Here is a 26,607-nt window from a genome sequence, read left to right as displayed (position 1 = left end):
CAACCGGCCAGGCATGTGAGGGCATTACTGACTTTATTATTTATTCTCAGCTTTTTTAAAGTTCCCGCACAGCAGGCGGTTGAATTAAATGACCGGCTGCGGGAACATATTTTTTCGTTCGGCCAGATCGAAACGCTTGAAGACCCTTCGGGCAGACTCAGCTTTGCCGAAGTAAGCAGCCCGGTATATTCAGCACGATTCAGGCCCAGCGCGAAGAGTACGCCCCAAACCTTGAATTTGGGAAGTACATACTGGTTTCGCATCCGCATTGACCAAAAGCAGGTCACCGGCAATCCTTACCTGCTTGAATTCTTTGACCAGACCATTGATGACATTGAAGTCTGGGTACCCCAAAAAAACGGCACATATCTTTTCCGGCGCCTCGGCGACGAATACAGTTTCGGCAACCGCAGCATTCTGCATAAGAACTTCGAAATTCGGCTGGACAACACTCAAACCGGCACCCAAACGTGGTATTTCAGGATACGTTCCGCACAAATTGCAGATGTGATCATTGTGTTGCGTTCGGTAGACTATTTCATTGGTTATGCCCTGAACGAGTATTTTTATTTCGGCATTTTCTACGGCATGATCCTGGTATTCAGTTTCTATAACCTGATCATGTTCATTGCCATCAGGCAGAAACAGTACCTCTATTATGTCCTGTACAACCTCAGCGTGGGTTTTTACGAAATGAGTACCGATGGTATTGCCTACCAGTACCTGTGGCCGCATTGGCCCGAATGGAACCAGGTGGCTTACGCCTTTGCTTTGTATGCCGTTGGCGTATTTGCCCTCCTGTTTACGCGCGAGCTGCTGTACGTAAAAGCCAAGGCACCGCGGCTCAACCGCTTTATTCTGGGCGTCATTGCCCTGCGTACCGGCTTCCTGCTCTATGCCTATTTTATTGACCGCTCGCTGCTTAATTACAAATTCGTAGAAGCCCTTCCCCTGGCAACGGCATTTTTCACCGGCATCTATATTTACCGGCAAGGTTACCAGCCCGCCCGCTTTTTCGTACTGGGTTACAGCTTCCTTTTTATTGGCTTTCTTCTGAAATTCCTGATTATGCTGGGGTTCTCATCCCTGAATTTCGGCGTAATCAGCTATTACAGCCTCGGATTCTGTTTTGTTCTTGAAATGGTCTTCCTTTCTTTTGCGATCGGCGATAAAGTTCGTATCCTGAAGAAGAAAAAAGACAAGGCACAGCAAAAGATGTTCAGGCAAATGACCATCAATGCACGGCTCAAAGACACCCTGAACAACGAACTTGAATTGCAGGTAAGTGAACGCACAAGGGAGGTATTTCATAAATCGCTGATCATTGAAAAGAAAAATGAAGAACTGGAAAAGGCAAACCAGTTGCTCCAGCAGCAGGCCGAAGAGATCTCGCGCATGAATGTCCTGCTGGAACAGGACAACTTCGAACTGCAGCACAATGTTGCAAAGGTAACACGTGACCGGGTCATGTCTGCCGATGTGGATTTCGAAGAATTCAGCCGCATCTATCCAGACAAAGACAGTTGTTACGATTTTCTGGCCCGGCTGAAATGGCAGCATGGATACGCCTGCAAAAAATGCGGCAACGACCACTATTACTCCGGACATATAGCGCACAGCCGGCGCTGTGCCAAGTGCAGCTATGAAGAGTCGGTAACCAGCTATACCATTTTTCACAATACCCGCATACCGATCAACAAGGCGTTCTATATGATTTATCTCGTCTACTCTACCAAAGGCAAGATTTCCTCACACAAACTTTCCGAGCTGCTTACATTGCGACAAAGCACCTGCTGGACCTTTGGCACCCGGATCAAAAAAGTAATGGACGACCGCCGCAAACAGCTGAAAAAACCAGGCCGGAATGACTGGAGCCAGCTTGTTCTTGACTAAAAACCCGTTGCCTGCCGCTCCCACATCATTAAAATCAGCTGTTTTTTCTTACGGTACCAGAACGTATCGGGACCAGCCCGGTCATATCTGGTTAGCTATGATTTAAGTTTGAATGTCAGCAAGTTCCGCCCTCAGAGCTTACGGTATTGAACCGTATTAAAACTAATACAAACCACTAAAAATCAATATGTTACATTAAATATTTCCAGCCATTTTCTTGTTTTTATCCCCCCTGTCCGGCTAACTTTACTCCCATATTTTAATCATTAACAGCAAATTTTATGAGAAGAAACATTACGCTATTTGTATGTTTCCTGATTTGTCTGCCGGGCCTGCTCTTTGCGCAGGAAATAAGCATTACCGGTAAGGTAAAAGACAAAGCAGGAATAGGCATTCCAGGCGTTTCCGTGAGGGTAAAAGGAAGCACCCAGGGTGTTGCCAGTACCGCAGACGGATCTTTCAGTATCCGTGCAACCGGCAATGCGACCCTGGTTTTCACTTCGATCGGTTATGTAACGGCCGAAGAAACCGTGAACAACCGCGCTGTGCTCAACGTAACCCTGGGCAACGACAACCAGCAACTTAACGACGTGGTGGTTATCGGCTACGGCACCCAAACCCGTAAGGACCTGACCACCGCTGTGGTTTCGGTATCTGCAAAAGACATCGAGAACCAGCCGATCACCAATCCACTGCAGGCGGTCCAGGGCCGGGCAGCCGGCGTGCAGGTTTCATCGCAGTCGGGAAAGCCGGGCTCAGGCATCTCGATCACCATTCGGGGAAATACCTCGATCACCGCGTCCAACAGTCCATTGTATGTCATTGACGGTGTTACCTCGCGTGATGCCAGTTTCCTCAACCCGAACGACATCGAAACGATGACGATCCTCAAAGATGCCTCAGCAGCTGCGATCTATGGTTCAAGCGGCGCAAACGGTGTGGTGCTGATCACGACGAAAAAAGGCACTGCCGGCAAACTCCAGGTGGCTTTCAACGCCTTCAGTGGTTTCTCAAACCTCTGGCAAACGCAGGATGTCCTGGACCGCGACCAGTATATCGCGCTGATGAAGGAGCTTGGTTATACCACTTTTGGCGGGGACCTGAACACGGACTGGCAGCAGGAAACTTTTGGTACCGGGACCCAGAACAGTTACCAGGTATCACTCTCAGGCGGAATCAAGGGTGGCCAGTACTATTTCTCTTCAGGCTATCAGCAAGACAAAGGAACTGTGGCACCCGCCAAACTGGACAGGTACACATTTAACTTCAACGGCACGCAGAGCCTGAACAAATGGCTGAAACTTTCGGCCAATGCCGCGCTCACATCACGCAATTCGGTCGATGTAGGTGACAACGCAGGCGTTTCCCGGGGAGGAACCATCCTTGCAGCCCTGACTACGCCGCCAACCATCGGCATTTTCGCGCCGAACGGGCAATACACCACCGTACCAAATGCCGGTGGCTGGGACAACCCTGTTGCCCTCGCTTTCGGGAACGACAACAACACCCGTAACCTGCGTTTTGTCGGCGCATTTGCGGCAGAACTTAACTTTACCCGCGACCTGTCCTTTAAGTCCAGCATCAGCAGCAACGTGAATAAAAACCATTACCGGTATTATGTTGATCCGTTTATGACCACCTATGGCCGGCAGGAGCGCGGGCTCTTCCGCACAAACGATACCTACGACAATGTCTGGCTGAATGAAAACATCCTGAATTACACAAAAAATTCTGGCAAACACGCCTTCACTGCGACGGCCGGTTATACGATGCAGGCCTCCAACTACCGCTATTACGAACACCAGGAGTCGCGTTACCTGGACCAGGCTACGGGCGCTCCTGTTAAACCCTCGGTTGCCCTGACCATTCCGCAACAGGCACAATGGTCTAAACAATCGTTCCTGGGCAGGCTCACCTACTCCTGGGATAGCCGCTATTTATTCAGCTCGAACTTCAGGGCAGACGGATCCTCTCGGTTTTCTTCGAAAAACAAATTCGGGTACTTCCCATCTTTCTCTGCCGGGTGGCGAATCTCGGGTGAAGATTTCCTGAAAAACAGCAAGACCATAGACGACCTGAAGGTTCGTGCGAGCTGGGGGCAGGTAGGTAATGATGAAGGGATCGGGGACTACGCATACATGAAACTTTACCAGATCACGGCCCAGGGCGATTACACGCTATCTAACCCGGCAAATGAAGACCTGAGATGGGAACGCACCACGCAAACCAACCTTGGCCTGGACCTGACCATGTTCAACAACCGACTGGTCTTTACTGCAGATGCCTACCTGAAACGCACAAGCGATCTGCTGATCAACGTACAGTTGCCGCCGTCTTCAGGTTTCGGTGTTCAGGCTTACAACGTGGGATCTATGGAAAATAAGGGGCTCGAGTTCGTGCTTTCGTCAAAAAATTTCGTTCGCGAAAAATTCAGCTGGTCTACTGATGTCAACTTTTCGCTGAACCGCAATGAGGTGACCAGTCTCGGCAATACGCAGAAGTCGCTTGACTTCGCAGGAATTTATGAGCGCGACGCCGCGGTGCGCATTGAGGCTGGCAGACCACTCGGCAGTTTTTATGGCTATATTTTTAACGGTGTAAATCCGGCCAATGGCGCTGCCCTTTATGCCGACCTGAACGGGAATGGGAGCACTGACGCGGCAGACCGTACGTTTATAGGCTTGGCCCAGCCCGAATTCACATATGGCCTGAACAACAGTTTTACATTAGGTAACTGGGGCCTCAATGTCTTTTTCCAGGGTGTACAGGGAAATCAATTGTTTAATGCCTCCCGCATCGATCTGGAAGGCATGTTTGACAGCAAAAACCAAAGCGCTGCAGTGCTGAACCGGTGGACAACCGCAGGGCAGATCACCGACATTCCACGGGCGCTTTCCCAGTCTTCTGCAAACTCCCTTACATCCAGCCGTTTTGTTGAAGACGCCTCGTACCTGCGCCTGAAAACGACCACCCTGTCGTATAACTTTGGGCAGGCCGCACTCGGCCGCCTGCGCATGCGTAAACTCATGCTGTTCGCTACAGGCTACAACCTGCTCACTTTCACGAAGTACAGCGGCCTCGATCCGGAAGTTAACCAGTATGGCGCCAACGGACCGTCGATGGGTGTTGACTATGGCACTTACCCGCAGGCACGTACCTTTCTTTTTGGCGTAAACGTTGGCTTTTAATTATTGACACATGAAACTGAAAATATATCTATCCGGTGCAGCTTTAGTCCTCGCGACAGCAGGAGGCTGCAAAAAAGACTTCCTGGATAAACAACCCTTTAACCAGGTAACGCCAGGTGTTGCATTCACAACTGCAGCCGGGGCAGAGAAATTGCTCGCAGGGGCATATGGATCCATGTATAACGATTACCATATCTGGGATTACATGGTCAACGGCGACGTTACGGCAGACAATGCCTACGCTGGCGGCGATAACCCCGCAAACATCCAGATCGACCTGTTTACAGCCAACTCGACGAACGGTAATGTAAGCCGGGACTGGGGTTTTCTGTACAGCAACATAAAAAATGCAAATGAAGTCCTCGAAAATGTACCAAACATCAGCGATCCTGTCCTGGATCAGGGCGGACGGCGCAACCAGATTTTGGGCGAGGCCAGCGCCATTCGTGCCTACATGTACTTTCACCTGGTACGGCTTTGGGGGCCTGTTCCGCTCGTGCTGAAAACTCCGGCCAGCCTGGAAGACATGCAAAAGCCAAAATCGCCGGTTAATGAGGTGTATGCGCAGATCATCAGAGATCTGGAGTTTGCATTGGCCAGCGTACGCAGCACAGCCCCTAACAAGGGTATTGTAACGAAGGGTGTAGTCAATGCCCTGCTTGCAAAAGTACATGCGTCTGCACCGGCACCGGACTGGGCCAAAGTAAACCAATACGCTGATGCCGTTATTGGCGGCGGTTACAGTTTGTTCGGCAGTTTTGACGGCCTGTTCTCCGGCAACAACAAGAACAACTCAGAATCGATCTGGGAAATGCAGTATGATGGTTATGGCGGGCCTACCGGCCGGGGTAACTGGATGCCGGGCGTTATCGTGGGCACCGGCTGGAAAAGATTTTGTACGCCCACCAATGATCTGGTGGCAGCTTTTGATGCCGAAGGTGATGTGCAGCGCAAAAATGCGAGCGTAACTTTCAAAAATGCTGCCAGCGAAGGGTGGTCTGACAATTATTGGCCGAAAGCCAATTATCCCTACATCAACAAATACCGCAATGACGACAAAACGAACGCCTACATCATCCGCCTTGCAGACATCATCTTGCTGAAAGCCGAGGCGGTGAATGAACTTTCGGCAGGCGGCTGGGCACAGGCCAAACCGCTTGTAGATCAGGTTAGAAGCCGGGTCGGTTTAGGCGGAACCCCTGCAGCCAGCCAGGCCTCCATGCGCCTGGCCATTGAAAAGGAGCGAAGGCTTGAACTGGCGTTCGAAGGACACCGCTGGTTCGACCTGCTTCGCACCGGCCGCGCCATCGAAGTCATGAATGCACAGAAAGACGGCAGCGGCAATAACCTGAATTACAATGTTTCGGCACAAAAGCTACTTTTCCCGATTCCGCAAAATGAACTGGATCGCAACCCGAACGCACGCTGATAATTATACACCCATATGGACCCTCTGGGGTCTCTTATAAAAGAAGAAAAACATGTATTTCCCCTTTCCGCCTCTAAAAACGATTTTGCTGCAGGTGGTGCTGTCGGCTTGCCTGTTGAGCGCCGGCGCACAGCAATTACCCGTATCCTGCTACCTCACTACTCCCGATAAAAGCAGCCTGCTCAGTCCATCGGAAACTCGCCTGGCCTGGAGCAAGGGCCCGGCAGGGGGCACTGCCATTCGTATTAATCCAGGCAAAACATTCCAGGAAATTGACGGTTTTGGCTACACCATGACAGGAGGCAGCGCAACGCTGATCAACCGCTTGCCCGCGGCCCGTAAAGATTCCCTGCTGCGCGAGATGTTCTCCTCAGCCGGCATTGGCATCAGTTACCTGCGCATCAGCATTGGTGCTTCAGATTTGAGCGCCTCGCTTTTTACCTACAACGAGCTGCCTGAGGGCCAAACCGACGAGACTCAGGCCAGGTTCTCGCTCCGCGAGGAAGAGACCGACCTCATTCCGGTGCTGAAAAGGATCGTTGCCATTAACCCGAAAATTAAGATCCTTGGCTCGCCCTGGACTGCGCCAACCTGGATGAAAGACAACAGGAGTTTCAAGGGCGGAAGCCTGCTGAAACAGTACTATTCCGCATACGCGCGTTATTTTGTTCGGTACATTCAGGGCATGAAAAAGGCCGGCATCACCATCCATGCCATTACGCCGCAAAATGAGCCGCTGCACCCGGGCAATAACCCCAGCATGTTTATGTCGGCTGAAGACCAGGCTGTTTTCATCCGTGTGCTCGGACCAGCTTTCAAAAAAGCCGGTATCAGGACCAAAATCATCGCTTATGACCACAATGCCGACAGGCCCGATTACCCGCTGACAGTTCTGCGCGATCGGGAAGCAAACAAATGGACCTATGGTTCAGCTTTTCACCTGTACGCCGGCAAGTTGTCTGCCCTTTCAGAAGTGCGCAATGCCTTTCCTGACAAACACATTTATTTCACAGAGCAGTGGGTCGGCGGACCGGGGAATTTTGCCGAAGACCTGAAGTGGCATGTGGGAACGCTCCTGATCGGGGCTACACGAAACTGGAGCCGTACCGTGTTGGAATGGAATGTTGCTGCCGATGCCAGCTACGGTCCTCATACCGACAAAGGCGGTTGCACGAGCTGCCTGGGCGCGCTGACTATTGACGGACAAACGATCACCCGCAATGTGGCCTGGTACGTGATTGGCCATGCGTCAAAGTTTGTCCCGCCGGGTTCGAAGCGAATCGATTCCGACCTGCTGCCAGGGCTGCCAAATGTGGCCTTCAGAACACCAGCGGGGAAAACGGTATTGATCGTAATGAACACCGCTACCGCCACGCAGCAATTTACCGCTGAGGAAAGCGGGCGCCATTTTACGGCCAGCGTTCCGGCCGGAACTGCCGCTACTTTTATCTGGTAGAGATCTTCCGAACAAAGAAAGGGATGTCAGTACGCTGCTCATCCCTTTTTTTGTCTGACAGGCGTAGTCTGGCTCAGGAAAATTAGGCAGGAATTAAGCGCTTGCTTATCTTTAAAGCATGAACCGAATTGACCGGCTTTTTGGCTTGCTCACCTACCTTCAGTCGCGAAAACACACATCTGCCGAGCAGATCGCCGAAAAATTCGGAATGAGCCTCCGCACAGTATACCGCGATATGCGGGCGCTCAATGAGCAGGGCGTGCCGGTCGCTTTTGAGCCTCATAAAGGCTATTTTATTGCAAGCGGATATTTTCTGCCCCCGATCACCTTCAATATGGAAGAGGCCAACGCGCTGCTGCTCGTTGAAAGCCTCGTAAACGGATTTGCCGACCGCTCTATAAAAAAACACTATGGCGAAGCCCTTTCAAAGGTAAAGAACGTGCTCAAGGCCTCGCAGAAAGAGGTCCTTGAAAACATGAATGAACACATACGGCTGCAGCTGCCAGGCCGTTATGAGCTAAGCTTTGAATATCTTTCCGTTTTACAGGCCGCCATTTCTGCAAAAAAAATCATTGAACTCTGTTACACGAACAGGCAAGAGGAACAGAGTACCCGCAGGTGCGAGCCTATCGGCATTATCTTTTATGCATTTGGCTGGCACCTGATCGCCTGGTGCCACATGCGCCGCGAATACCGGGACTTCAGCCTTGTACGCATCCGCGCCATCCGCACACTTGAGCTCGATTTTACCCGCAGCGACCACATGCACATCAATGATTATATGAAGCTGTTGCCTGTAAACTATTAATTTTTTAGTCCCCTCTGATCCTGACTGACATAAGGTTGTCAGTAGCCCTATTTTTCTTTGCTGTATCACCAAAAACAACAAAGAAAACATGAATATCATTGACCTGCTGCTGACCGAGATGTCTCATGAAGCAACGACGACCCGCAAAATGCTTGCTCTGGTTCCTGCCGAAAAATTCGATTGGGCACCGCATGAAAAAAGCATGAAACTGAAAAATTTGTCTACCCATATAGCCGAGCTGCCCGGATGGATAACCATGGCGCTGACTACAGACGAAATCGACTTTGACCAGAACTCGTGGAAGCCAACAGATGTGGCCGACAACGCTGCACTCATGCAACTGTTCGAGGATAGCCTGACTTCAGGCCGCAGCACGCTCGAAAAAGCAACAGAAGAAGACCTGAATGGAACCTGGACATTGCGCAGCGGCGACCAGATCTTCAACACCTGGACCAAGTATGAAACGATACGCCATGCATTCTGCCAGACCGTTCACCACCGTGCACAATTAGGTGTGTACCTCAGGCTGCTCGACATTCCTATACCGGGAAGTTACGGCCCGAGTGCCGATGACCCTGGTATGTAATGCCCCGGTAAACCGTTAACTGATTGTCATCCCGTCTTTTCTGCTCCCGGCCCGTTTATCGGCCCGGGATCATTTTTTTCCGGCGTTCTGGGTTTGCAGTTAATTTTCGGTAATTTTGCAGGTAATGGTTTCCACAAAAAAGACAGACATTCGTTCACTCAACCTGGAGCAGCTGCAGCAGCATTTTGTGGCCATGAGCCAGCCAGCCTACCGCGCCAAACAGGTTTATCAGTGGCTGTGGGAAAAATCAGCGCGTAGCTTTGATGAAATGAGCAATTTGTCTAAGGAGCTCCGTGAGAAACTGAAGGAAACCTGTGTGATTAATGCGGTCGAGGTGAACAATTCTCAGTTCAGCGCTGACCAGACCATCAAAAGTACATTCCGCCTGGCCGATGCGAATATCGTAGAAGGAGTACTGATCCCTGCAGACGATCGCATGACTGCTTGTGTGAGCTCACAGGTGGGCTGCAGCCTGACCTGTAAGTTTTGCGCCACCGGATACATGGACCGGAAACGAAACCTGAACGCCGATGAAATCTATGATCAGGTCGTCTTGATCGACCAGCAGGCAAAAAAGAACTACAATGTGCCCCTAACAAATATCGTTTATATGGGCATGGGCGAGCCTTTGCTTAACTATGCGAACGTGCTGCGGTCCATAGACCGCATTACGGCACCTGACGGTCTGAATATGTCTTACAAACGCATCACCGTTTCAACAGCCGGCATTGCAAAAATGATCAGGAAACTTGGCGATGACCAGGTTAAGTTCAATCTGGCCCTTTCCCTTCACGCAGCGAACGACAGCAAACGAAACGAGATCATGCCGATCAATGAGCAGAATTCGCTGCCTGCACTTGCCGACGCATTAAAATATTATTTTGCCAAGACCAAAAACCCGGTTACCTACGAGTACATTGTCTTCCATAATTTCAATGACGAACTGGAAGACGCGGCTGAACTGGCCAGGTTCTGCAAACACATTCCTTGTAAGGTAAACCTGATCGAATACAATCCTATTGCTTTTGCCGATTTCAAAAACGCCGATGGTGACAAGATCGAGGCCTTTTCTGCCCACCTCAAATCGAAAGGGATTATTACCAACATCAGGCGCAGCCGTGGCAAAGATATTGATGCCGCCTGTGGCCAACTTGCGGTAAAAGAAAAAAACTAGCTGTTAACCTTCAAATTATTTTCATAACTTTTAAGAAATAAAAGTTATGAAAGCGGCTGCTTTGTTGTATGATTTTTCACTCCTGCTCTTCCCTGAACCTTGTCAGGCCTGTGGGAAACCGCTGTTCAGGGGCGAGACGTTAATTTGCACCGACTGCATCTATAATCTGCCTTATACAGATTACCATACCGATCCTGAAAACCGGCTTGCCCGGCAATTCTGGGGGCGCGTACCCCTGGCGGCCGCAACGGCCCTGCTGTATTTCCGAAAGGGGGGGCGCGTTCAAACCCTGCTTCACAGGCTTAAATATGGCCATAAACCCGAGTTAGCCAGGCTCATGGGCACCCTGCTGGCCAGGCAACTTATGCAGTCTGCCCTAACCCGGCCAGACGACGTTATCCCGGTTCCCATGTACAAAAGGAACGAGCGGAAGCGTGGGTACAACCAGAGCTGGCTGATTGCGGCCGGGCTTTGTGCCACAGCGAACTTGTTGCTAAGCGACAAGGTATTGGTCAAAACGCAGAAAACCAGCAGCCAGACCCGCAGAAGCCGGTTCAGCAGGTATGAAAACATGCGTCAGGTATTTGAATTGCAGCCCGCCGCAAACATTAACGGAAGGCATGTATTACTTATTGATGATGTGGTCACGACCGGCTCTACGGCCGAAGCCTGCGCCCTCGTGCTGCTTGGTGCCGGGGCTGCATCGGTAAGCCTGGCTACACTGGCTTTCACAGAATGACATAAGTGGTTGTCAGCGAGCACCTTGGTATTTAATTCAGATTTTTTCAGTTGCCTGTGCAACATTTTCCAAACGGGCCCGTTTATAATATCGAGAGCGTTAATTTAGATGGTAAGGGTCGATATTTTCATAGCAAAATATCGGCCCTTTACTTTTGATGAGAAGGCAATTAGTGTGCGGTGAAAAAAGCATCAAAGATATTCCGCACTTCTTCCGGCTTAAAGGGTTTCAGCAGGTAAGCGCTCATCCCACTATCAGCAAACGCCTCAGCTTCCTCTCTTTCAATAGAAGCACTCAGCGCAACGATTGGCAGGCTGGCCAGGTACGTACCGCCAATTTCCCTGATCTTCCGCGTCGCCTCATAGCCATCAAGAACCGGCATATGAACGTCCATAAAGACCATATCGTAGGGCGGCTCGTTCAGGATCATGTCAACAGCTTCCTGCCCGTTAGCGGCCGAATCGACCTTGACACCCCAACGTTCAAAGATACGCCTGGCAATAACGATATTGACCTCATTGTCATCTACAACAAGTATTCGTCTTCCTGCATACAGGTCTCCGGCTTTGGTTTCAGGTATCTGAACCGCATCGGTGGCGGCTAGCGAAAAGCTAATCGTGAAAGAGAAAGCTGTTCCCTCTCCTTCCCGGCTATGCAATTGAAGATCTGCCTGATGCAGACCAAGCAGTTTTTTAGTAATTGCCAGACCCAGACCGGTGCCGCCATACTTGCGGGATATTTCTGTCTTTGCCTGAGTAAAAGCTTCAAATACATATTCCTGTTTGTCAGCCGGTATGCCAATGCCGGTATCGCGTACTTCAAAATGCAGGCTTATTTCGCCGTCGGCTTGCCCAACGTCGCTGACATTGAGTTCAATCAGGCCGTTTTCAGTAAATTTGATCGCATTTCCAAGCAGATTCATGAGCACCTGATACAGCCTTGTCCTGTCGCCCGTAACAAGCGGAAGCGAACCGGCATTTAACCGGAGTGTGTTGCCTCGCTTGGCCGCATTTACCTGTAAAGACTGGATAATATCCCGGCAAAGCGCCACGATGTCGAGGGGTAGTTTTTCCAATTGCAGCTTACCTGTTTCTATCTTGGTAAAATCCAGGATGTCGTTGATAATACTAAGCAGGTTATCTGCAGAAAACTTCAAAATGTTCAGGTCTGCCAGCTGCGACTCTTTGGGATCGTTATCAAGCAGGAGATTGGTCATGCCGATCACGGCATTAAGCGGTGTGCGGATCTCATGGCTCATGACAGACAGGAACATTTCTTTGGCCTCGCTTAAACGCAGGGCCTGTTCTTTCGCGTCAATGATCTCCGCCTCGAATGCTTTGCGTTCAGTGATGTCGGTGATCAGCTCGACCTGGCGTTCAACCTCACCCTCTGCATTGACAATGGGTGTGTTGGCGACCGACACCCACATTCCCCGCCCGCTCTTGTCTCTTGCCTGGATCTCAAGGTAATAAGGCTGTTTCAGTCCGGCTTTGTTTCGCGCTTCTTCGATTCGCGACAGATCGGTCTCGGGCGCAGCCAAAAGGTCGCCTGGCCGCTTACCCAGCAAATCCTTTAACGGGTACCCGCTTAACTTTTCGAACGATTCGTTTACCCAGGTAATGTGACCGCTGCGGTTGTAAATAACCACGCCGGTATTCGCTTTGCTCGCCACGAGCGACAAGACCTGCAACTGTTCTTCGGCCTTCTTTTTTTCTGTAATGTCAAGGATAATCTCTACCTCTGCATCAACCTTGCCCTCTTCATCCAGCACAACCGTATTATAGATCGATAACCAGATGGGGCGTTTATCTTTGCGGTAGGCGAGAATATCTACGGTAAATGATTGTTTGTTCCGGCTAAGCTTTCGCGCCTTTTCAATGAGCAGCAAATCGGTTTTCGGCCCTGCTATAAGGTCGCCAAGCCGTTTGCCGCGCAGGTCCTCAGAGCCGAAACCGGTGATTTTTTCGAAGGCGTTATTGACCCAGGTTATCTGGCTGTTTGCATCACTGATCACGATTCCGTTGTTCACCTTACTCGCTACAAACGACAATTGAAGCAGCTCACTCTGTACACGTTTGCTCTCGGTTACATCCCGGCCATAGCCATACCAGCGATCCCCTTTCGAGACCATGTTCCAGTTGACCCAGCGGGTTTCGGCATAATTTCCAACGATCCTGAACTCGATGTTAAATTGTTTTTCATGGTTCTTCAGGCCTGACTCGAGCAGGCGTAAAAGTTCCTTCCGATCATCTTCATGGCAGAATGTCCAGATACTTTCGCCAGAGACCTCTTCAGGCTGGTAACCGAACATGGTGGTTACAGCTGCATTGATAAACAGGATTTTGCCCTGACGGTCAAGGATACAATGCAGATCGGGAGAGAGGTTGAAGATATCGACAAATTCCCGGCTGCGTGTAAGCTGTTCCTGAAGCGCAAAGTTGCTTTTTCGCAGGGAAAGGTGCAGGATGACCTCCCTTGACAATGTTTCAAGTGTAATGCGCTGCGCTTCGGTCAGTGATCGCTTTTTCATGTCGCACACACAGAAAGCGCCCAGGCAGTTGCCTGCGGCATCGATCAGCGGCATGCCGGCAAAGAACCGGACGTGCGGGCTTCCAGCTACCGCTGAAGCCTCCATGAACCTGGTATCGGCACTTGCGTCTTCGACGAGTAAGAATGCTGCGGTGTCGATCACGAAACCCGTCAGCGTACCTTCAAGCAATACTTTCGATTCTTCAAGGCCGGTTGCCGACCGGATCCACAACAATTCTCCTTCTTTGAACGAAATATAGGCTCGCGGCACCTCGCAGATCATGGCCGCGAGCCTGGTAAAATTATCGAACGCCAGCTCCTGTCCCTGTTCACTAACGCCATGCACACCCAGCTGCGATGGCTGAAGCGTGTCGTCGGGCAGGAAGGTTGACGGTTCGTCCATTTCAGGAAATTCAGGTCATCTTATTTATAAAGAGGAAATTTGCTTACTAAGTCCCGTACTTCCGCGCGCACGGCGGCAATGGTTTCTTCGTTCTCTGCATCGGCCAGCACCCGGTCAATCAGGTCAACAACGGCCTGCATGTCTGACTCTTTCATTCCCCTGGAAGTAATCGCTGCCGTACCGACCCGGAAACCGGATGTTACGAATGGTGACTTATCATCGAACGGAACCATGTTTTTGTTGACGGTAATGTCTGCTTTTTCAAGCGCATTTTCAGCAAGTTTACCGGTAATGTTTTTATTGCGCAGGTCGATCAGCATCAGGTGGTTATCTGTACCGCCCGAAATGATGCCATATCCTTTTTCCAGGAAAGCTTTGGCCATGGCCTGGGCGTTTGTTTGAACCTGTTTGATGTATGTGCCGTATTCATCTGTCAGGGCTTCGCCGAAGGCTACTGCTTTGGCAGCGATGATGTGCTCAAGCGGACCACCTTGCGTGCCCGGAAAAACGGCTGCATCCAGTAAAGCCGACATCATTTTGGTTTCCCCTTTTGGCGTCTTCAATCCGAAAGGATTTTCAAAATCCTGGCCCATCATGATCATACCTCCACGTGGCCCCCGCAGTGTTTTGTGTGTGGTGGTGGTTACAATGTGACAGTGCGGAAGGGGATCAGCCAGTAAACCTTTGGCGATCAGGCCGGCTGGGTGAGAAATATCGGCAAGCACCAGCGCCCCGATCTTGTCGGCGACAGAACGGATGAATGCATAATCCCATTCCCGTGAATAGGCAGAAGCCCCGCAGATAATCAGTTTTGGTTTTTCGGCCAGGGCCGTTTCTTCCAGTTTTTTATAATCGATCAGGCCGGTTTCTTTCACCACTCCATAAAAAAGCGGCTGGTACAGTTTTCCTGAAAAGTTAACAGGCGAACCATGTGTCAAGTGACCGCCATGAGAAAGATCAAATCCCAGAATTTTATCACCCGGCTGAAGTACGGCCAGCATAACGGCAGAATTGGCCTGAGCACCTGAATGCGGTTGCACATTGACCCATGCAGCACCAAAAAGTTCCTTAGCGCGTTCAATAGCCAGTGTTTCCACCTGATCTACAACCTGGCAGCCACCGTAATACCGTTTGCCGGGCAGGCCTTCAGCATATTTGTTCGTCAAAACAGACCCTGCTGCTTCGATTACCTGTTTACTCACAAAATTCTCTGAAGCAATCAATTCCAGCCCATGTTCCTGACGGTCGAGTTCCTGGTTAATAAGATCGAAAATCTGGGTATCTCTTTTCATTTATAAGTTGGTTTTTAAAGAAGCAAAATTAAGGAATCGGCAACAATTTCAAGCCTCAAATTCATAAGCACTTACAGTGAAATTGTTGAACCCCGCTCCAATTTGAATATTTAATAATTTTTGCTGCAGCATTTCCAGAATGGCAAGGAAATTATAGACGAAATGGACCTTGTTCTCTGAATTTTTTGAAATTAATGCAAAATCAAGACTGCGATTTATTTCAACAAGCTGCGCAATGACGTTCTTCTGCTGGGTGATCGTATAAGGATATTGAACGACAGTGTGTTTGACTTCTACTTTCCGAAAGTCATACTTTTGGTTAACCCGCTGGTAGGCCATAAGCAGTTTATACAAGTCCAGGCTGTGCAGTTCATCGGCTACAGCGGCGGGAGCCGTTTCGGCCATCAGCTGCAGGTCCTGCTCAAAATTTCCCCGCCTGAACTGCAGCATCCGCGCATCTTCGAATACCCTGAGTTTTTCGGCCACTTCTTTAAACTGTTTGTAGGCAATGAGCTTGGCGATCAGGTCCTGCTGTGGGTCTACCTCGTTTCCATCTGCGTCATGCTCAGGCCGCGGCAAGAGCATTTTTGACTTGATGCGCATCAGGGTAGCGGCCACAAGGATAAATTCACCTGCCAGTTCTACATTCAGCGCCGTCATGCGGTGCAGGTAGTTCAGAAAATCATCTGTAATTTTGGCTATCTCTATCTCGTGGATCTGCAGTTCGTCCTTTTCGATAAAAAAAAGGAGCAGGTCAAACGGGCCCTCAAATACGGGTAGCCGGATCTCGAAACTGCCTTGCTCGTCATTTGCCATTGAGGTTCAAATATACGATATTGGGCTTAGAAGTTTTGTTTCAAACTATTCACACAAACCCGTAGCTTTTTGGTTAATATATAAAACAAAATAGTTTACTTTGCATCTTATTTTTGCACCAGACCAGGATATGGAAGTTAAGGCAGGTCCGTTGTTGTCCACTATAAATTACCCCGCTGATCTTAAGCGGTATACCGAAGCAGAACTTGAGCAGATCTGCCATGAGCTTCGACAATACATCATCGATGTGGTCAGCGTGAATGGCGGTCATTTTGGTGCAAGTCTCGGCGTGGTCGAGTTGACGGTTGCCTTACACTATGCACTGAACACGCCTTACGATAAACTGGTCTGGGATGTAGGCCACCAGGCTTACGGGCACAAGATCCTGACCGGCCGCCGGGAAGTGTTTCATACCAACCGCATTTACAAAGGCATCAGCGGGTTTCCGAAAATCAGTGAGAGTGAATATGATACCTTCGGAGTAGGCCATTCATCGACCTCCATCTCGGCCGCGCTCGGCATGGCTGTTGCCTCGCAGCTTAAGGGCGAAAAAGACCGCCAGCATGTAGCTGTAATCGGCGACGGCGCGATGACGGCCGGAATGGCTTTCGAAGGGCTGAACCATGCCGGCATTGAAAATTCAAATGTGCTGGTTGTGCTGAACGACAACTGTATGTCGATAGACCCCAATGTCGGTGCACTGAAAGAATACCTGACCAGCATTACCACCTCCAGGTCTTACAATCGTTTTCGTGATGATATTTCGACAGTGCTGAGTAAACTATCGGAACTGGGGCCAAATGCACACAAGTTTGTTAAAAAAATCGAAAAGAGCATCAAAGGAACGCTGTTAAAAAACAGCAACCTGTTCGAGGCGCTGAACTTCCGGTATTTTGGCCCGGTTGATGGCCATGACGTAAAGCGACTGGCTGCGATCATCAAAGATTTAAAAGAAATTCCCGGCCCTAAACTGCTGCACTGCGTAACGGTTAAGGGGAAAGGTTTTGCCCTGGCAGAAAAAGACCAGACCAAATGGCATGCCCCCGGGTTATTTGATAAAATTACCGGCGAAATCAAGAAGCCGGTTTCTGCAAAAGCACAGCCGCCAAAGTATCAGGATGTTTTTGGCCACACCATGGTCGAACTGGCAGAGGCGAATGAGAAAGTAGTTGGCATTACACCGGCCATGCCTTCAGGATCATCGCTCAACATCATGATGAAAGCCATGCCCACCCGGGCCTTCGACGTCGGCATTGCAGAACAGCATGCGGTTACTTTTTCTGCCGGACTGGCAGCCCAGGGGCTCGTGCCTTTCTGCAATATTTATTCGAGTTTTATGCAGCGCGCTTATGACCAGGTTATTCATGACGTGGCCATACAGAAACTAAACGTGGTCTTCTGCCTTGACCGCGCCGGCCTTGCTGGTGCAGACGGCCCAACGCATCATGGGGCTTACGACCTGGCCTTTATGCGCTGCATTCCAAACATGATCGTTGGCGCTCCCATGAATGAAGAGGAGCTGCGAAACATGATGTATACGGCACAATTACCTGACATGGGCCCCTTCAGCATACGTTATCCGCGTGGAAACGGGGTACTCGCCGACTGGAAACGTCCTTTTAAGGCGCTTGAACCTGGAAAGGGACGTATGATCTGCGCGGGCGACGAAGTAGCGATCCTGACCATCGGCCATGTAGGGAATTTTGCCGTTACGGCCTGCAGGGAGCTCAATACAGAAGGAATTTACCCTGCGCACTATGACCTTCGTTTTGTGAAACCACTTGATGAGCGGCTATTGCATGAGGTCTTTACGACCTACAAAAAAGTGATCACCGTAGAAGATGGGTGTTTACAGGGCGGCATGGGCACCGCAGTGCTGGAGTTTATGGCAGACCACAATTATCATGCAGAGGTGATCAGGCTCGGCATTCCGGACCGGATCATCGAACACGGCGAGCAGCCCGAATTGTGGGCAGAGTGCGGCTACGATACGGAAAGCATTATTACCACTGTCAGGGGAATGGCCAAAATAAGGGCTACCAAGACCATGGCCGGCTAGCTTAATCAAACATTCGCGCCCGAACGCTGTTTCCATTAGTACTAAAACTTAAGTACTATGGCTGTCCATGAACAAAAACCTAAAACTCCAAAAAACTGGTACCTGGCTCTGGGTGCTATAGCTGTTACGCTCGTACTGGTAATTATTTTTACTACCGGTAAAAGCGACCATTCCTCAGACCACCGGGGTGCTGCCAGGGACTCATCTACCATTGAAAGTGAGATCAATGCAAATTGGTCAGGTGTTGAACCTAAACCCGATGCCAATCTGCATGTTTCAGACTCATCTGCAACCAACAGCGACAACTTACAGGCCTATACCATCGACGAGAGCATTGTATTTGAACCGGGTAAAGCCGCGCTCGATGCAGACGCTCAATCAAAAATCCGCTCGGTAGCTTCAACGTTTACCAAATCATTTCCTGAGTCTACGCTGGAAATTGCGGGTGTAAGCAGCAATGCCGCCGGCAACAAACTGGCAGATGAACGTGCCAAAGCCGTACGGGAATTTATGATTAAGAATGTACAGGTACCTGCAAGCCAGTTAAAGATGACGGCGCCTGAGCCTGCTACGGCCGGTAAAGGCGAAACAGGTAAGGAACCTGGCGTACACCTGACCGCGCGTAAAAAATAAGCGCTTCGCTTGCGGTAAATAGATTAAGGGTCCTCGTCAATTGATGAGGATTTTTTTTTGCCCAGCGGTCTGTATGACGGTTTTATAAAGTTACCCTTTCAACACACGCTACACTGGAAACCCCTGCTGCGGCATGACTCCGCCTCTCCACGCGTATGGTATCCCGTGGCCCAGCCACGGATCTGCGTCTTTGCTCTTTCGGCTGATCATCCCGCAGCCAATTGAGGTGAGCTCTTCAGCCCCTCCTCTTTTTGAGCGGTGGCAAAAACGACACAAACAACTTCCCTGAACGAAAAGCAAGGACATAAAAAAAGCAGCTCATTGCTGAGCTGCTTTCCCTTATAAATTAATGTTCTTATCTGTTTTTACAAGCTTCGATCAGCAGTGATCTGTTGTACTGCGGCGTATTGGTTCCGAAGAAGTCGAACTCTTCACCAACGGCAGTCGACAGGTCAAGGCTGGTGATGGTTTTGTTGTTAACCGTCTTCGTCTGGTTACCCCAGTTCGCCCGGAAGTCATAGCTTGAACCGACAGTAAGCATCACGGTCTTAAGCATGCCTTTTTGTACCTCGCCAAGCAACTTATATTGTGAAGCTGGTGCACCTGCCGGTTTGTAAAATAAGGTGAAGCTTGGTGGCACGATCGGTCCTACTCCAGGGCAGCTCACCACCAGCGTTAAGGTAACCTGTTGAACAGGCTGACCCGGCTGGCCGAGTGTGATACCAATATTCCCACCGTTACAAGCACTATTAATGGTACCTTCAGCAAGTACATTGCGTGTACTGGCGTTAAGCACTTTGTAGCGCACAGCAAACGGAGGAAGACCTGTAACCGGAACAACCCGACCGTCACTAACGATGACAGTTTCTTCGTCAAGCAAAGTCTCACCATCCATACGGAACAGCTGTACCGCGGTAGTCAGCGTACTTGAGCCCAACCATGGTGCTGTGAAAGTGAACGTTGACGGCGCACAGTTCCTTGTGCTCACCACGTTACCTACGCAAAATACGGTAAGGTGATTAGTTGCGAAAGCAACTGCAAGTTTTTGCGACGCATCCCGGGTAACAGTAACTTCTTTTTCATACTGCCATTGACCGGTGCTGTTTTGATAACTGTAAACAACCAGTTTGTCACCTACTTTAACGTCTTCGGTTGTACCTACGGGCTGAAAGTCAGGATTGATCTGGATGCCCACATTAATATCTTGAGAGAAGGTCTTAACTTCCTGTCCCCCTACGAACATGTCAATATCTGTGAAACCTGCAGGAACAAAGAAAGCGGAACCTACTTGCCCGTCAGGACCTTTAACATTAGGCGAGCTGAGGTCAGCACCAGGGAACATATCAAGTGCAGCTGGGTTACCTGCGTCAAAGTTAATGGCGCGGGCAGTCAACGTACCGCCTGAAAGCAGCTCGCCAGCTGCGTTGCGGAAAGAAGTACCAGCAGGAATGCTGATGGATGTTACTTCAGTAACGGTTCCTGTAGCAGGCGTTACAAGGCTTACCGGTGCCGTCGTGGCACCACCTGTTAATCCGACTTCTACGGTTTTAACCGCCGAAGCTGGGGTATTGCTGATTACTTTCAGCATGGCGGCACGCAGGATCTGGCTGAACTGGTTCGGCAGAATGGTAACCGGAATATTCCTGGGCTCATAATTATCAGCCGTAACCTGCACATTGAATTGCAGCGGCCTGGTCGCCGTCGGCTCAATTTTTGGATCGATACCAAGTGTGATCACACCGTTAGGCGCGGTAATGGCTTTAAGACCGGCAAAGTCATAGACGTTGGCGGCATCCTGTCCGCTAACGGCAACTTTAAGGTTGGCTGGCAAGGCAGCGCCATCGGCTTCAACAAGCATAATCGTGGTTTTGTACTTGATTACGTCACCATCGAACAACACATTCAACTGGTAGGCAGGGTTACGGCAACCGTAATTCAAAATGCCCAGCAGGAACGTTAAACTTAAAAGCGTAAAAATCTTTTTCATATCTGTAAAAATTTTCCCGGTTTATAACAGTCCGGGGAGCTGTGATGAATTTGCTTAAAAAAGGGAAAAATTAAGGCTAACCTGTGCAACCGGCAGGAACCTGTAAAACGACATGTTCTCGTCAAATTGTCTTTGGTTTGCCTGGGTGTTAACAAGCAGCTTGGTTCCTGTCAGCGTAGCATCCGGCCTTCCCATGTAGAATGCGCCTACCGAAAAACTCACATTAACCTTGCGCATTGGAAACGGGTTTGCAAAGCCAATGCCTGCATAAGGGGCCACTTTGTTCCACTCTACAACGCCAGTTAATTCGCCTAGTTCAGAACTTGGGATCGAAATATCGCCGTATTGGTAAGTACCGTCATACGAGGCGGTGCCGGTACCTTCAGCTTTCCAGAAATATCCGGCACCAAGGCTTACGAAAGCTTTTTTCGAAAGTCCCTTTTCTTTTAGGAAAGGATGCCAGTCGAGGATCAGGTGCGCATTGTTGAAATCAGCCTGAATATCGATTTTGGCAGGTTGCGCACGTACCGACATCACAGTGTTGTAGTCAAATGGCAGAATGCTTGCGCCGGCGCGAAAGCCAAAGGCGGGCGTAACGGCTACTTTAACGTCCAGGCCGGCGCCGGAGGTTCCGACGTGTGCCGATAGATAGGCACGGGTACGACTGCTGTCGGCTGTAGTCTGGGCACTTGCTCCAGTTACTGCTGCCACTACAAAACCCAGTATAAGGGAGGTAAAATGTCTCTTCATTTCTGAATGGTCAATTTGATGGATAAATTATTGTTTCTTGTCTCTATTTTAGGTGCGCTTAACCGGAAAAATCCGCCGGTGTTAACCGGCGGCTTCTTCTCCTTTTATTATATTAATAATCGTCATGAATACGATCTTGACATCGAGCATGGCCGTCCATTTTTCCATATACCAGAGGTCGTGCTCAACCCGCTTCTCCATGAGCGCCGGGTCTGTCGTCTCTCCCCTGAACCCATTTACCTGGGCCCAGCCGGTAATACCGGGTTTCAGGAACTGCCTGGCCATATAGCCATTGATCAGTTTGCTGTATTCTTCTGTATGTTTTAGCATGTGCGGCCTCGGCCCAACCACACTCATCTCGCCCATCAGTACATTGAAGAACTGCGGCAATTCATCCAAACTTGTTTTGCGAAGAAAGCGGCCTATCGGCGTAATCCTGGCATCTCCCTTCCGGGCCTGTTTGCTGTCGCTGTCGTTGTTCACATACATGCTTCTGAATTTGAAGCACCAGAAAGGCCGGTTGTCGCGGCCGCTGCGAAGTTGTTTAAACAATACCGGACCGCGGCTTTGTAATTTGATCGCCAGTGCAATGATTGGGTATAACCAGCTTAACACGAAAACAATGACGAGTGTACTGAAAACCATGTCGAACAAGCGCTTTTTGAAACGGCTCTCCATTTCTTCCAGCGGTTCGCTGCGCAGGCTGATTACAGGAAACCCGTCCATATAGCTGATATCGAACGGCTCATTGATCGACCCGGTAATATCAGGTACAAATTTTAAACGGAGACACTGTTTTTCAGCTTCTTTCACCAGGCTACCTGCAGAGGCCATTTCCTGAGGCGACAAGGACACATAGATTTCGTTGATGCCACGCTCAGAAGCCTCACGAAAAATTTCTCCCTGTTCATTCACATATAGCCCCGACTTCTCATCGAGAAAGCCTTCGAATGCATAGTTACGGTTGTATTTTTTAAAATAGGCCGCCAAACGCATCCCTGTTTTGTTTCGCCCGAGAACAGCAACTTGCTTTCTGCGCCCTTCCTTTTTGATAAACCGCATCATCAGTACCGTTCCTGCAAGACGACTTACGACGAAACCGGCGCTGAGTAAACCATAGTTCACCAGGAACAACTTCCATGAGATTTCACGTTCAGACGAAAGCCCGATATATGCGAAGAGCAACAAAACGTGAATCACAACGGCCCGCCAAGTATTGCGATAAACACTCTCAGGAGTCTGCAACTGTTCGTTGCTGTACATTCTGAGAATGACGCAGCTCAAAAGCCAAAGCAAGTTGAATACAACCAGGTAGTGCTTCAGCACAACCAGATCCATTCCCTGTTTAAACCCAAGAAAGTAAAAGGAAAAAGCAAAAACAATATTCAGCAGGAATAGATCCGAGATACTGAGTACCATCCTTAACAAAAAGATGTTCCTTGTTTGCATGAGAGCGGGCGTTATCAGCATAATTTCAATAATTTAGTGTTCTTAACAAAAACCCTTACTATTTCCAGAATGCTCGTATTGTTATGTATATATTTCGAACAAAAATTTGAAAAATTTTTATAGACAAAGGAATTTCTAGGCTCAAACTCCAATGTTCTAGCGACAAAAATGGCACTAAAACCTAAAAAAACATTCAATATTTCGCTACTCTTCAAATTTATCATCCTTTTGGCCCGAATACAATACCCACATATGGGTATTTGCTCATAATCAGCCACCTAGTGTTCAACTGTTGGCTATTTATTGTCTTGTCTTGTAAGATACACGTTCAAGTAGCTCAGACATTCCACACGATCAACCAAACTAATCATTTTAGGCGCTGCAAATGTACGCAACTGTTGCTCAGTGATGAATACCCTATTGTGGGTATTTTCAAGCCCGGCAAGAACGAAAACTTAACATTAAAAAAATAAAAAATGCTTGCAAATGCCGGTCTTTTCTTATATTGACTATTGCAAGGCACAGATAAGCGCAGAACCATGAACCAGTCAATGAATGTAACGCAAGTTAGTGAGAGGGAAACGAGAAAATTTTCTTTGGCGAACACGGCAATTATATCCGGAATTTTTGTGCTTAGCCTTTTATTCTTTATCGGCATGCTTGTCTATCCGCAGGTTTTCATACGAGTGGTTATTTGCTCCGTTTCAATCATGAGCGCACCGTTTGTGCTGATCAGGCTGGGCGATCAACCGGACCGTGAGGCGCATACCTGCGCCGTTGAAACCGGCTCGCGGATTGCCGATCGGTAACCGGTTCAACGGCTAAGCGCCGGATGAAAGATCCTGTTTATGAATGGCAGTGATACACCGCGCCAGACTTTGCCGCCAGTGCGGTATTTCGATGCCAAAAGCCTCTTTTATTTTAGACTTATCCATTACTGAGAATGCAGGCCGTTTAGCCTTCGTTGGATAAGCTGTTCCTGGTATGGGATTCACTTTTACTTCCAGTCCGCCGAGCTCAAAGATGGCAACGGCAAAATCATACCAGGAGGCCACACCTTCATTGCTGTAGTGATAAAGCCCAAAGGGCCGTTGTTCACTTCTAATGATCTTACAAAGTACGTGGGCAAGGTCAATGGCGTAAGTTGGCGTACCGACCTGATCGGCAATGACGTTGAGTTCAGAGCGCTCTGCTCCCAACCGCAGCATGGTTTTCGTGAAGTTATTCGCGAACTCAGAATACAGCCAGCTGGTACGAAGAATGTAGTAACGGTTGGTCAGGGCTGCGATTTCCTGTTCTCCCTGAAGTTTGGTCAGCCCATAGACATTAATGGGTAGCGCGGCATCCTCCTCTGCAAGGAGCTTCGGGCTATCGCCACCGAATACAAAATCGGTAGAAATATGCAACAGATTAGCGCCTGCCGCTTCACTGTAGCGGGCAACGTTCGCGGCCCCTACGCGGTTCACCTGATCGCAGATTTCCGTCGAATCTTCTGCCTGGTCAACAGCAGTATAGGCAGCGCAATTGATTACATAGTCGGGCCTGGCTGCAGTAAACAACTGTCGCAAGGCATTCTCGTCCAGGATGTTTCCTTCTATTTCGTCGAGAAAACGGACATTCTCCAGGTTATACAAGGGCATCACAGTCTGCAGGCATTGGCCAAGCTGGCCGGTGCCGCCGAAGACGAAAATAAGCGGGTTGTTCATATGCTCAGGTTTTGGCCAAAAGTGCAAAAATGGTTCGGATGTTTCATGCGGAATTTACAAACACCGGAAATGTCTCCGTTAGAAGTCGCTATACAGTTGTCTGAAGGTACTGCGTAGTCCGAAGGTGACAATGAAGTTATTGTTCGTACCAATTTGTTCAGTGCTTTCCCGCCGGTAAATCCCGCCCAGTTCAAAGCGAAGGTTGTATTTGGGATTGATCAGGTAAGCTACTTTTGCCTGTCCATAATACAGGTTGGTTTTCAGTCCCTGACCAATATGGCTGCCATAGTCTACCGACCTGGTTTCATAGTTCTTAAAAATGTCCTTTCCATAGTTGGTACTGTCGCCATCCAGGCCGTAGCGCGCATACATGGCATGTGCACTGAAGTCAAAACGTTTGTAACTGTAATTGAGGATCCCCAGCACTTCTTTAAAATTGGCACCAAACGGGTGGGCCAACGGTTGATTGTAATTGGAGTAGTTGGACAGGCGGTTGAAGTGAGCATAAGTATACGGCCGCGCTGTATTGAACTCGGCCAGATAGTTCAGTCCCTGAACCCTGAAAAGATCAGAGCCGCGGAAACCAATTTGTGTTGCATACTTGTTGGCCCAGAAGCCGTTGCCTGCAAAAAACTCTTTAGCTACAAACTCATCGAACATAAACTGTCCATAAACCGTCGTTTTATCTAAAATCTCATACTTGGCATTGAAACCAAGACGCATCTTATCTGGCGAATTTCTGTTTGCGCTTTCGAGCGGACGTAAGAAAACAAATGGATGAATATAGTTCAGATCAAATCCGCGTTTACCTTCCGGTTCGGCATCGGCCCAGGTTACTGCCTGAAAGAACCCGATAGAGAAGCGGTCAGTTGCATTCCAGTCCACATAGTGGGCGGCCATCCACTTGCCGCGGTCGCCCAGGCGGCGATCGTTTGTAAGCCGTTCTGCACCCGGATCAAGCATGTAGGCGAAGATGGTTTGGTACTGCACGTTCCCAAGACTGGCCCGTAACCGCAGGAAACTATAATTTGACGATACGTCTGAAAGCAGCATGGATCGGTAGCCGTCGCCGATGAAATTTTTGTCGTACCCAAGCGTCAGGTTCAAGTGCTTGTTTGGCGTATAAGAAACAAGCGCCGACACATACGACCAATCTTTGGTAGCACCGTCAAGCTTGCCAAGGCTGCCGCCGGTCTGTCCTGGCACAACCTGGTTAGTTTCCACAAAATTGGTGTAATAGTTCGCAAAACGACCCTGATTTTCAAATCCGCTGGTGTAAAAAGAAAATTTATCGCCAACCGTACCGCCCAGTTGAAAACCCCGGGTATTGAGCCAGGTATTGCCTTTCTGGCTCAGATCATATCCAATTTGAAAATCAGGCAGGAAGTCAGCAAAAAAAGTATAGTCATCGCCTTTGGCATTAACGAGGTGCTCTTCGGTGAGCTTACGCCTTACCCACGACCGGCGATTCAGCGTATCTGTTCCATACCGCATGAGCGAATCGTAAGTAGGCCGCAGCAGGGAATCATCCATAAAGTACGCCCGGATCGAGCTGTGCAGGCGGCTGTTTACGTCGTAAACTTTTTTATTAAATTTCTGGTAAAAGTCGTGCGAGTAAGGGATTTGAACGTTGGGTGTTTGGGCGAAAGCGCCAAGGGTAGCAAAGGCCGCACATGCAGCGAGCAGGTATCTTTTCATTCCAGGTTTTCG

19 protein-coding genes are annotated in these 26,607 nt (G+C 49.4%); 11 read left to right on the top strand and 8 right to left on the bottom strand.

The genetic code is table 11. The annotated features are described in order from the left end of the window. Window positions 1-15: 15 nt before the first annotated feature. The 8 genes from C7T94_RS04910 (at window position 16) to C7T94_RS04875 (ending at window position 11,273) form a co-directional block, all read left to right on the top strand. On the top strand, window positions 16-1,893 hold the full coding sequence (locus C7T94_RS04910; protein WP_204353207.1) for a 7TM diverse intracellular signaling domain-containing protein: 1,878 nt from the start codon (window positions 16-18) through the stop codon (window positions 1,891-1,893). A 281-nt stretch (window positions 1,894-2,174) separates the two neighbouring features. Beyond that, window positions 2,175-5,081, top strand: a complete 2,907-nt coding sequence (locus C7T94_RS04905) for a SusC/RagA family TonB-linked outer membrane protein (protein ID WP_107214139.1) — start codon at window positions 2,175-2,177, stop codon at window positions 5,079-5,081. A gap of 10 nt (window positions 5,082-5,091) precedes the next feature. Further along, window positions 5,092-6,510 carry a RagB/SusD family nutrient uptake outer membrane protein gene (locus C7T94_RS04900; protein ID WP_107214137.1) on the top strand — a complete coding sequence of 473 codons (1,419 nt, stop codon included), beginning with the start codon at window positions 5,092-5,094 and terminating at the stop codon, window positions 6,508-6,510. A gap of 52 nt (window positions 6,511-6,562) precedes the next feature. Then, on the top strand, window positions 6,563-7,966 hold the full coding sequence (locus C7T94_RS04895) for a glycoside hydrolase family 30 protein (protein ID WP_107214135.1): 1,404 nt from the start codon (window positions 6,563-6,565) through the stop codon (window positions 7,964-7,966). Window positions 7,967-8,084: 118 nt separating this feature from the next. Then, window positions 8,085-8,774, top strand: a complete 690-nt coding sequence (locus C7T94_RS04890; RefSeq protein ID WP_107214133.1) for a helix-turn-helix transcriptional regulator — start codon at window positions 8,085-8,087, stop codon at window positions 8,772-8,774. Window positions 8,775-8,862: 88 nt separating this feature from the next. Next, window positions 8,863-9,360 carry a DinB family protein gene (locus C7T94_RS04885; RefSeq protein ID WP_107214131.1) on the top strand — a complete coding sequence of 166 codons (498 nt, stop codon included), beginning with the start codon at window positions 8,863-8,865 and terminating at the stop codon, window positions 9,358-9,360. Between the two features lie 124 nt (window positions 9,361-9,484). Further along, window positions 9,485-10,534 carry a dual-specificity RNA methyltransferase RlmN gene (gene rlmN, locus C7T94_RS04880; RefSeq protein WP_107214129.1) on the top strand — a complete coding sequence of 350 codons (1,050 nt, stop codon included), beginning with the start codon at window positions 9,485-9,487 and terminating at the stop codon, window positions 10,532-10,534. A gap of 46 nt (window positions 10,535-10,580) precedes the next feature. Beyond that, complete coding sequence (locus C7T94_RS04875; protein WP_107214127.1) at window positions 10,581-11,273, top strand: ComF family protein; 693 nt, start codon at window positions 10,581-10,583, stop codon at window positions 11,271-11,273. Window positions 11,274-11,442: 169 nt separating this feature from the next. Here C7T94_RS04875 and C7T94_RS04870 read toward each other — a convergent pair whose 3' ends face one another. The 3 genes from C7T94_RS04870 to C7T94_RS04860 are packed head-to-tail and all read right to left on the bottom strand — an operon-like array spanning window position 11,443 to window position 16,313. After that, on the bottom strand, window positions 11,443-14,205 hold the full coding sequence (locus C7T94_RS04870) for a PAS domain S-box protein (protein WP_107214125.1): 2,763 nt from the start codon (window positions 14,203-14,205) through the stop codon (window positions 11,443-11,445). Between the two features lie 20 nt (window positions 14,206-14,225). Next, window positions 14,226-15,497 carry a serine hydroxymethyltransferase gene (gene glyA / locus C7T94_RS04865; protein ID WP_107214122.1) on the bottom strand — a complete coding sequence of 424 codons (1,272 nt, stop codon included), beginning with the start codon at window positions 15,495-15,497 and terminating at the stop codon, window positions 14,226-14,228. Between the two features lie 48 nt (window positions 15,498-15,545). Next, window positions 15,546-16,313: a segregation and condensation protein A gene (locus tag C7T94_RS04860; RefSeq protein WP_107214120.1), complete on the bottom strand. Its 768-nt coding sequence runs from the start codon at window positions 16,311-16,313 to the stop codon at window positions 15,546-15,548. A gap of 130 nt (window positions 16,314-16,443) precedes the next feature. Between C7T94_RS04860 and dxs the strand changes: the two genes are divergently transcribed. After that, entirely contained in the window at window positions 16,444-18,372 is a 1,929-nt protein-coding gene (dxs, locus tag C7T94_RS04855; RefSeq protein WP_107214118.1) for a 1-deoxy-D-xylulose-5-phosphate synthase, read from the top strand. 57 nt (window positions 18,373-18,429) lie between these two features. Next, complete coding sequence (locus tag C7T94_RS04850) at window positions 18,430-19,005, top strand: OmpA family protein (RefSeq protein WP_107214116.1); 576 nt, start codon at window positions 18,430-18,432, stop codon at window positions 19,003-19,005. 355 nt (window positions 19,006-19,360) lie between these two features. Here the strand turns inward: C7T94_RS04850 and C7T94_RS04845 are convergent, their stop codons facing one another. The 3 genes from C7T94_RS04845 to C7T94_RS04835 form a co-directional block, all read right to left on the bottom strand. After that, entirely contained in the window at window positions 19,361-20,992 is a 1,632-nt protein-coding gene (locus C7T94_RS04845) for a hypothetical protein (protein WP_107214114.1), read from the bottom strand. Between the two features lie 54 nt (window positions 20,993-21,046). Further along, complete coding sequence (locus tag C7T94_RS04840; RefSeq protein ID WP_107214112.1) at window positions 21,047-21,742, bottom strand: hypothetical protein; 696 nt, start codon at window positions 21,740-21,742, stop codon at window positions 21,047-21,049. Between the two features lie 81 nt (window positions 21,743-21,823). Further along, window positions 21,824-23,191, bottom strand: a complete 1,368-nt coding sequence (locus C7T94_RS04835; protein WP_107214681.1) for an undecaprenyl-phosphate glucose phosphotransferase — start codon at window positions 23,189-23,191, stop codon at window positions 21,824-21,826. Window positions 23,192-23,730: 539 nt separating this feature from the next. Between C7T94_RS04835 and C7T94_RS19285 the strand changes: the two genes are divergently transcribed. After that, window positions 23,731-24,000, top strand: coding sequence for a hypothetical protein (locus C7T94_RS19285; protein ID WP_162618547.1), 270 nt, complete (start codon window positions 23,731-23,733; stop codon window positions 23,998-24,000). 12 nt (window positions 24,001-24,012) lie between these two features. Here C7T94_RS19285 and rfbD read toward each other — a convergent pair whose 3' ends face one another. Together rfbD and C7T94_RS04825 are read right to left on the bottom strand one after the other, a co-directional pair. Next, a complete protein-coding gene (gene rfbD, locus C7T94_RS04830) occupies window positions 24,013-24,897 on the bottom strand; it encodes a dTDP-4-dehydrorhamnose reductase (RefSeq protein WP_107214110.1) in 885 nt (294 codons plus the stop codon). 78 nt (window positions 24,898-24,975) lie between these two features. Then, entirely contained in the window at window positions 24,976-26,595 is a 1,620-nt protein-coding gene (locus C7T94_RS04825) for a gliding motility protein RemB (protein WP_107214680.1), read from the bottom strand. Between the last annotated feature and the right edge of the window lie 12 nt (window positions 26,596-26,607).

Source organism: Pedobacter yulinensis (assembly GCF_003029735.1).
Lineage (GTDB): Bacteria > Bacteroidota > Bacteroidia > Sphingobacteriales > Sphingobacteriaceae > Pedobacter > Pedobacter yulinensis.
Note: the sequence above shows the minus strand (reverse complement) of the source record. Positions and strands in the feature narration are given on the sequence as shown.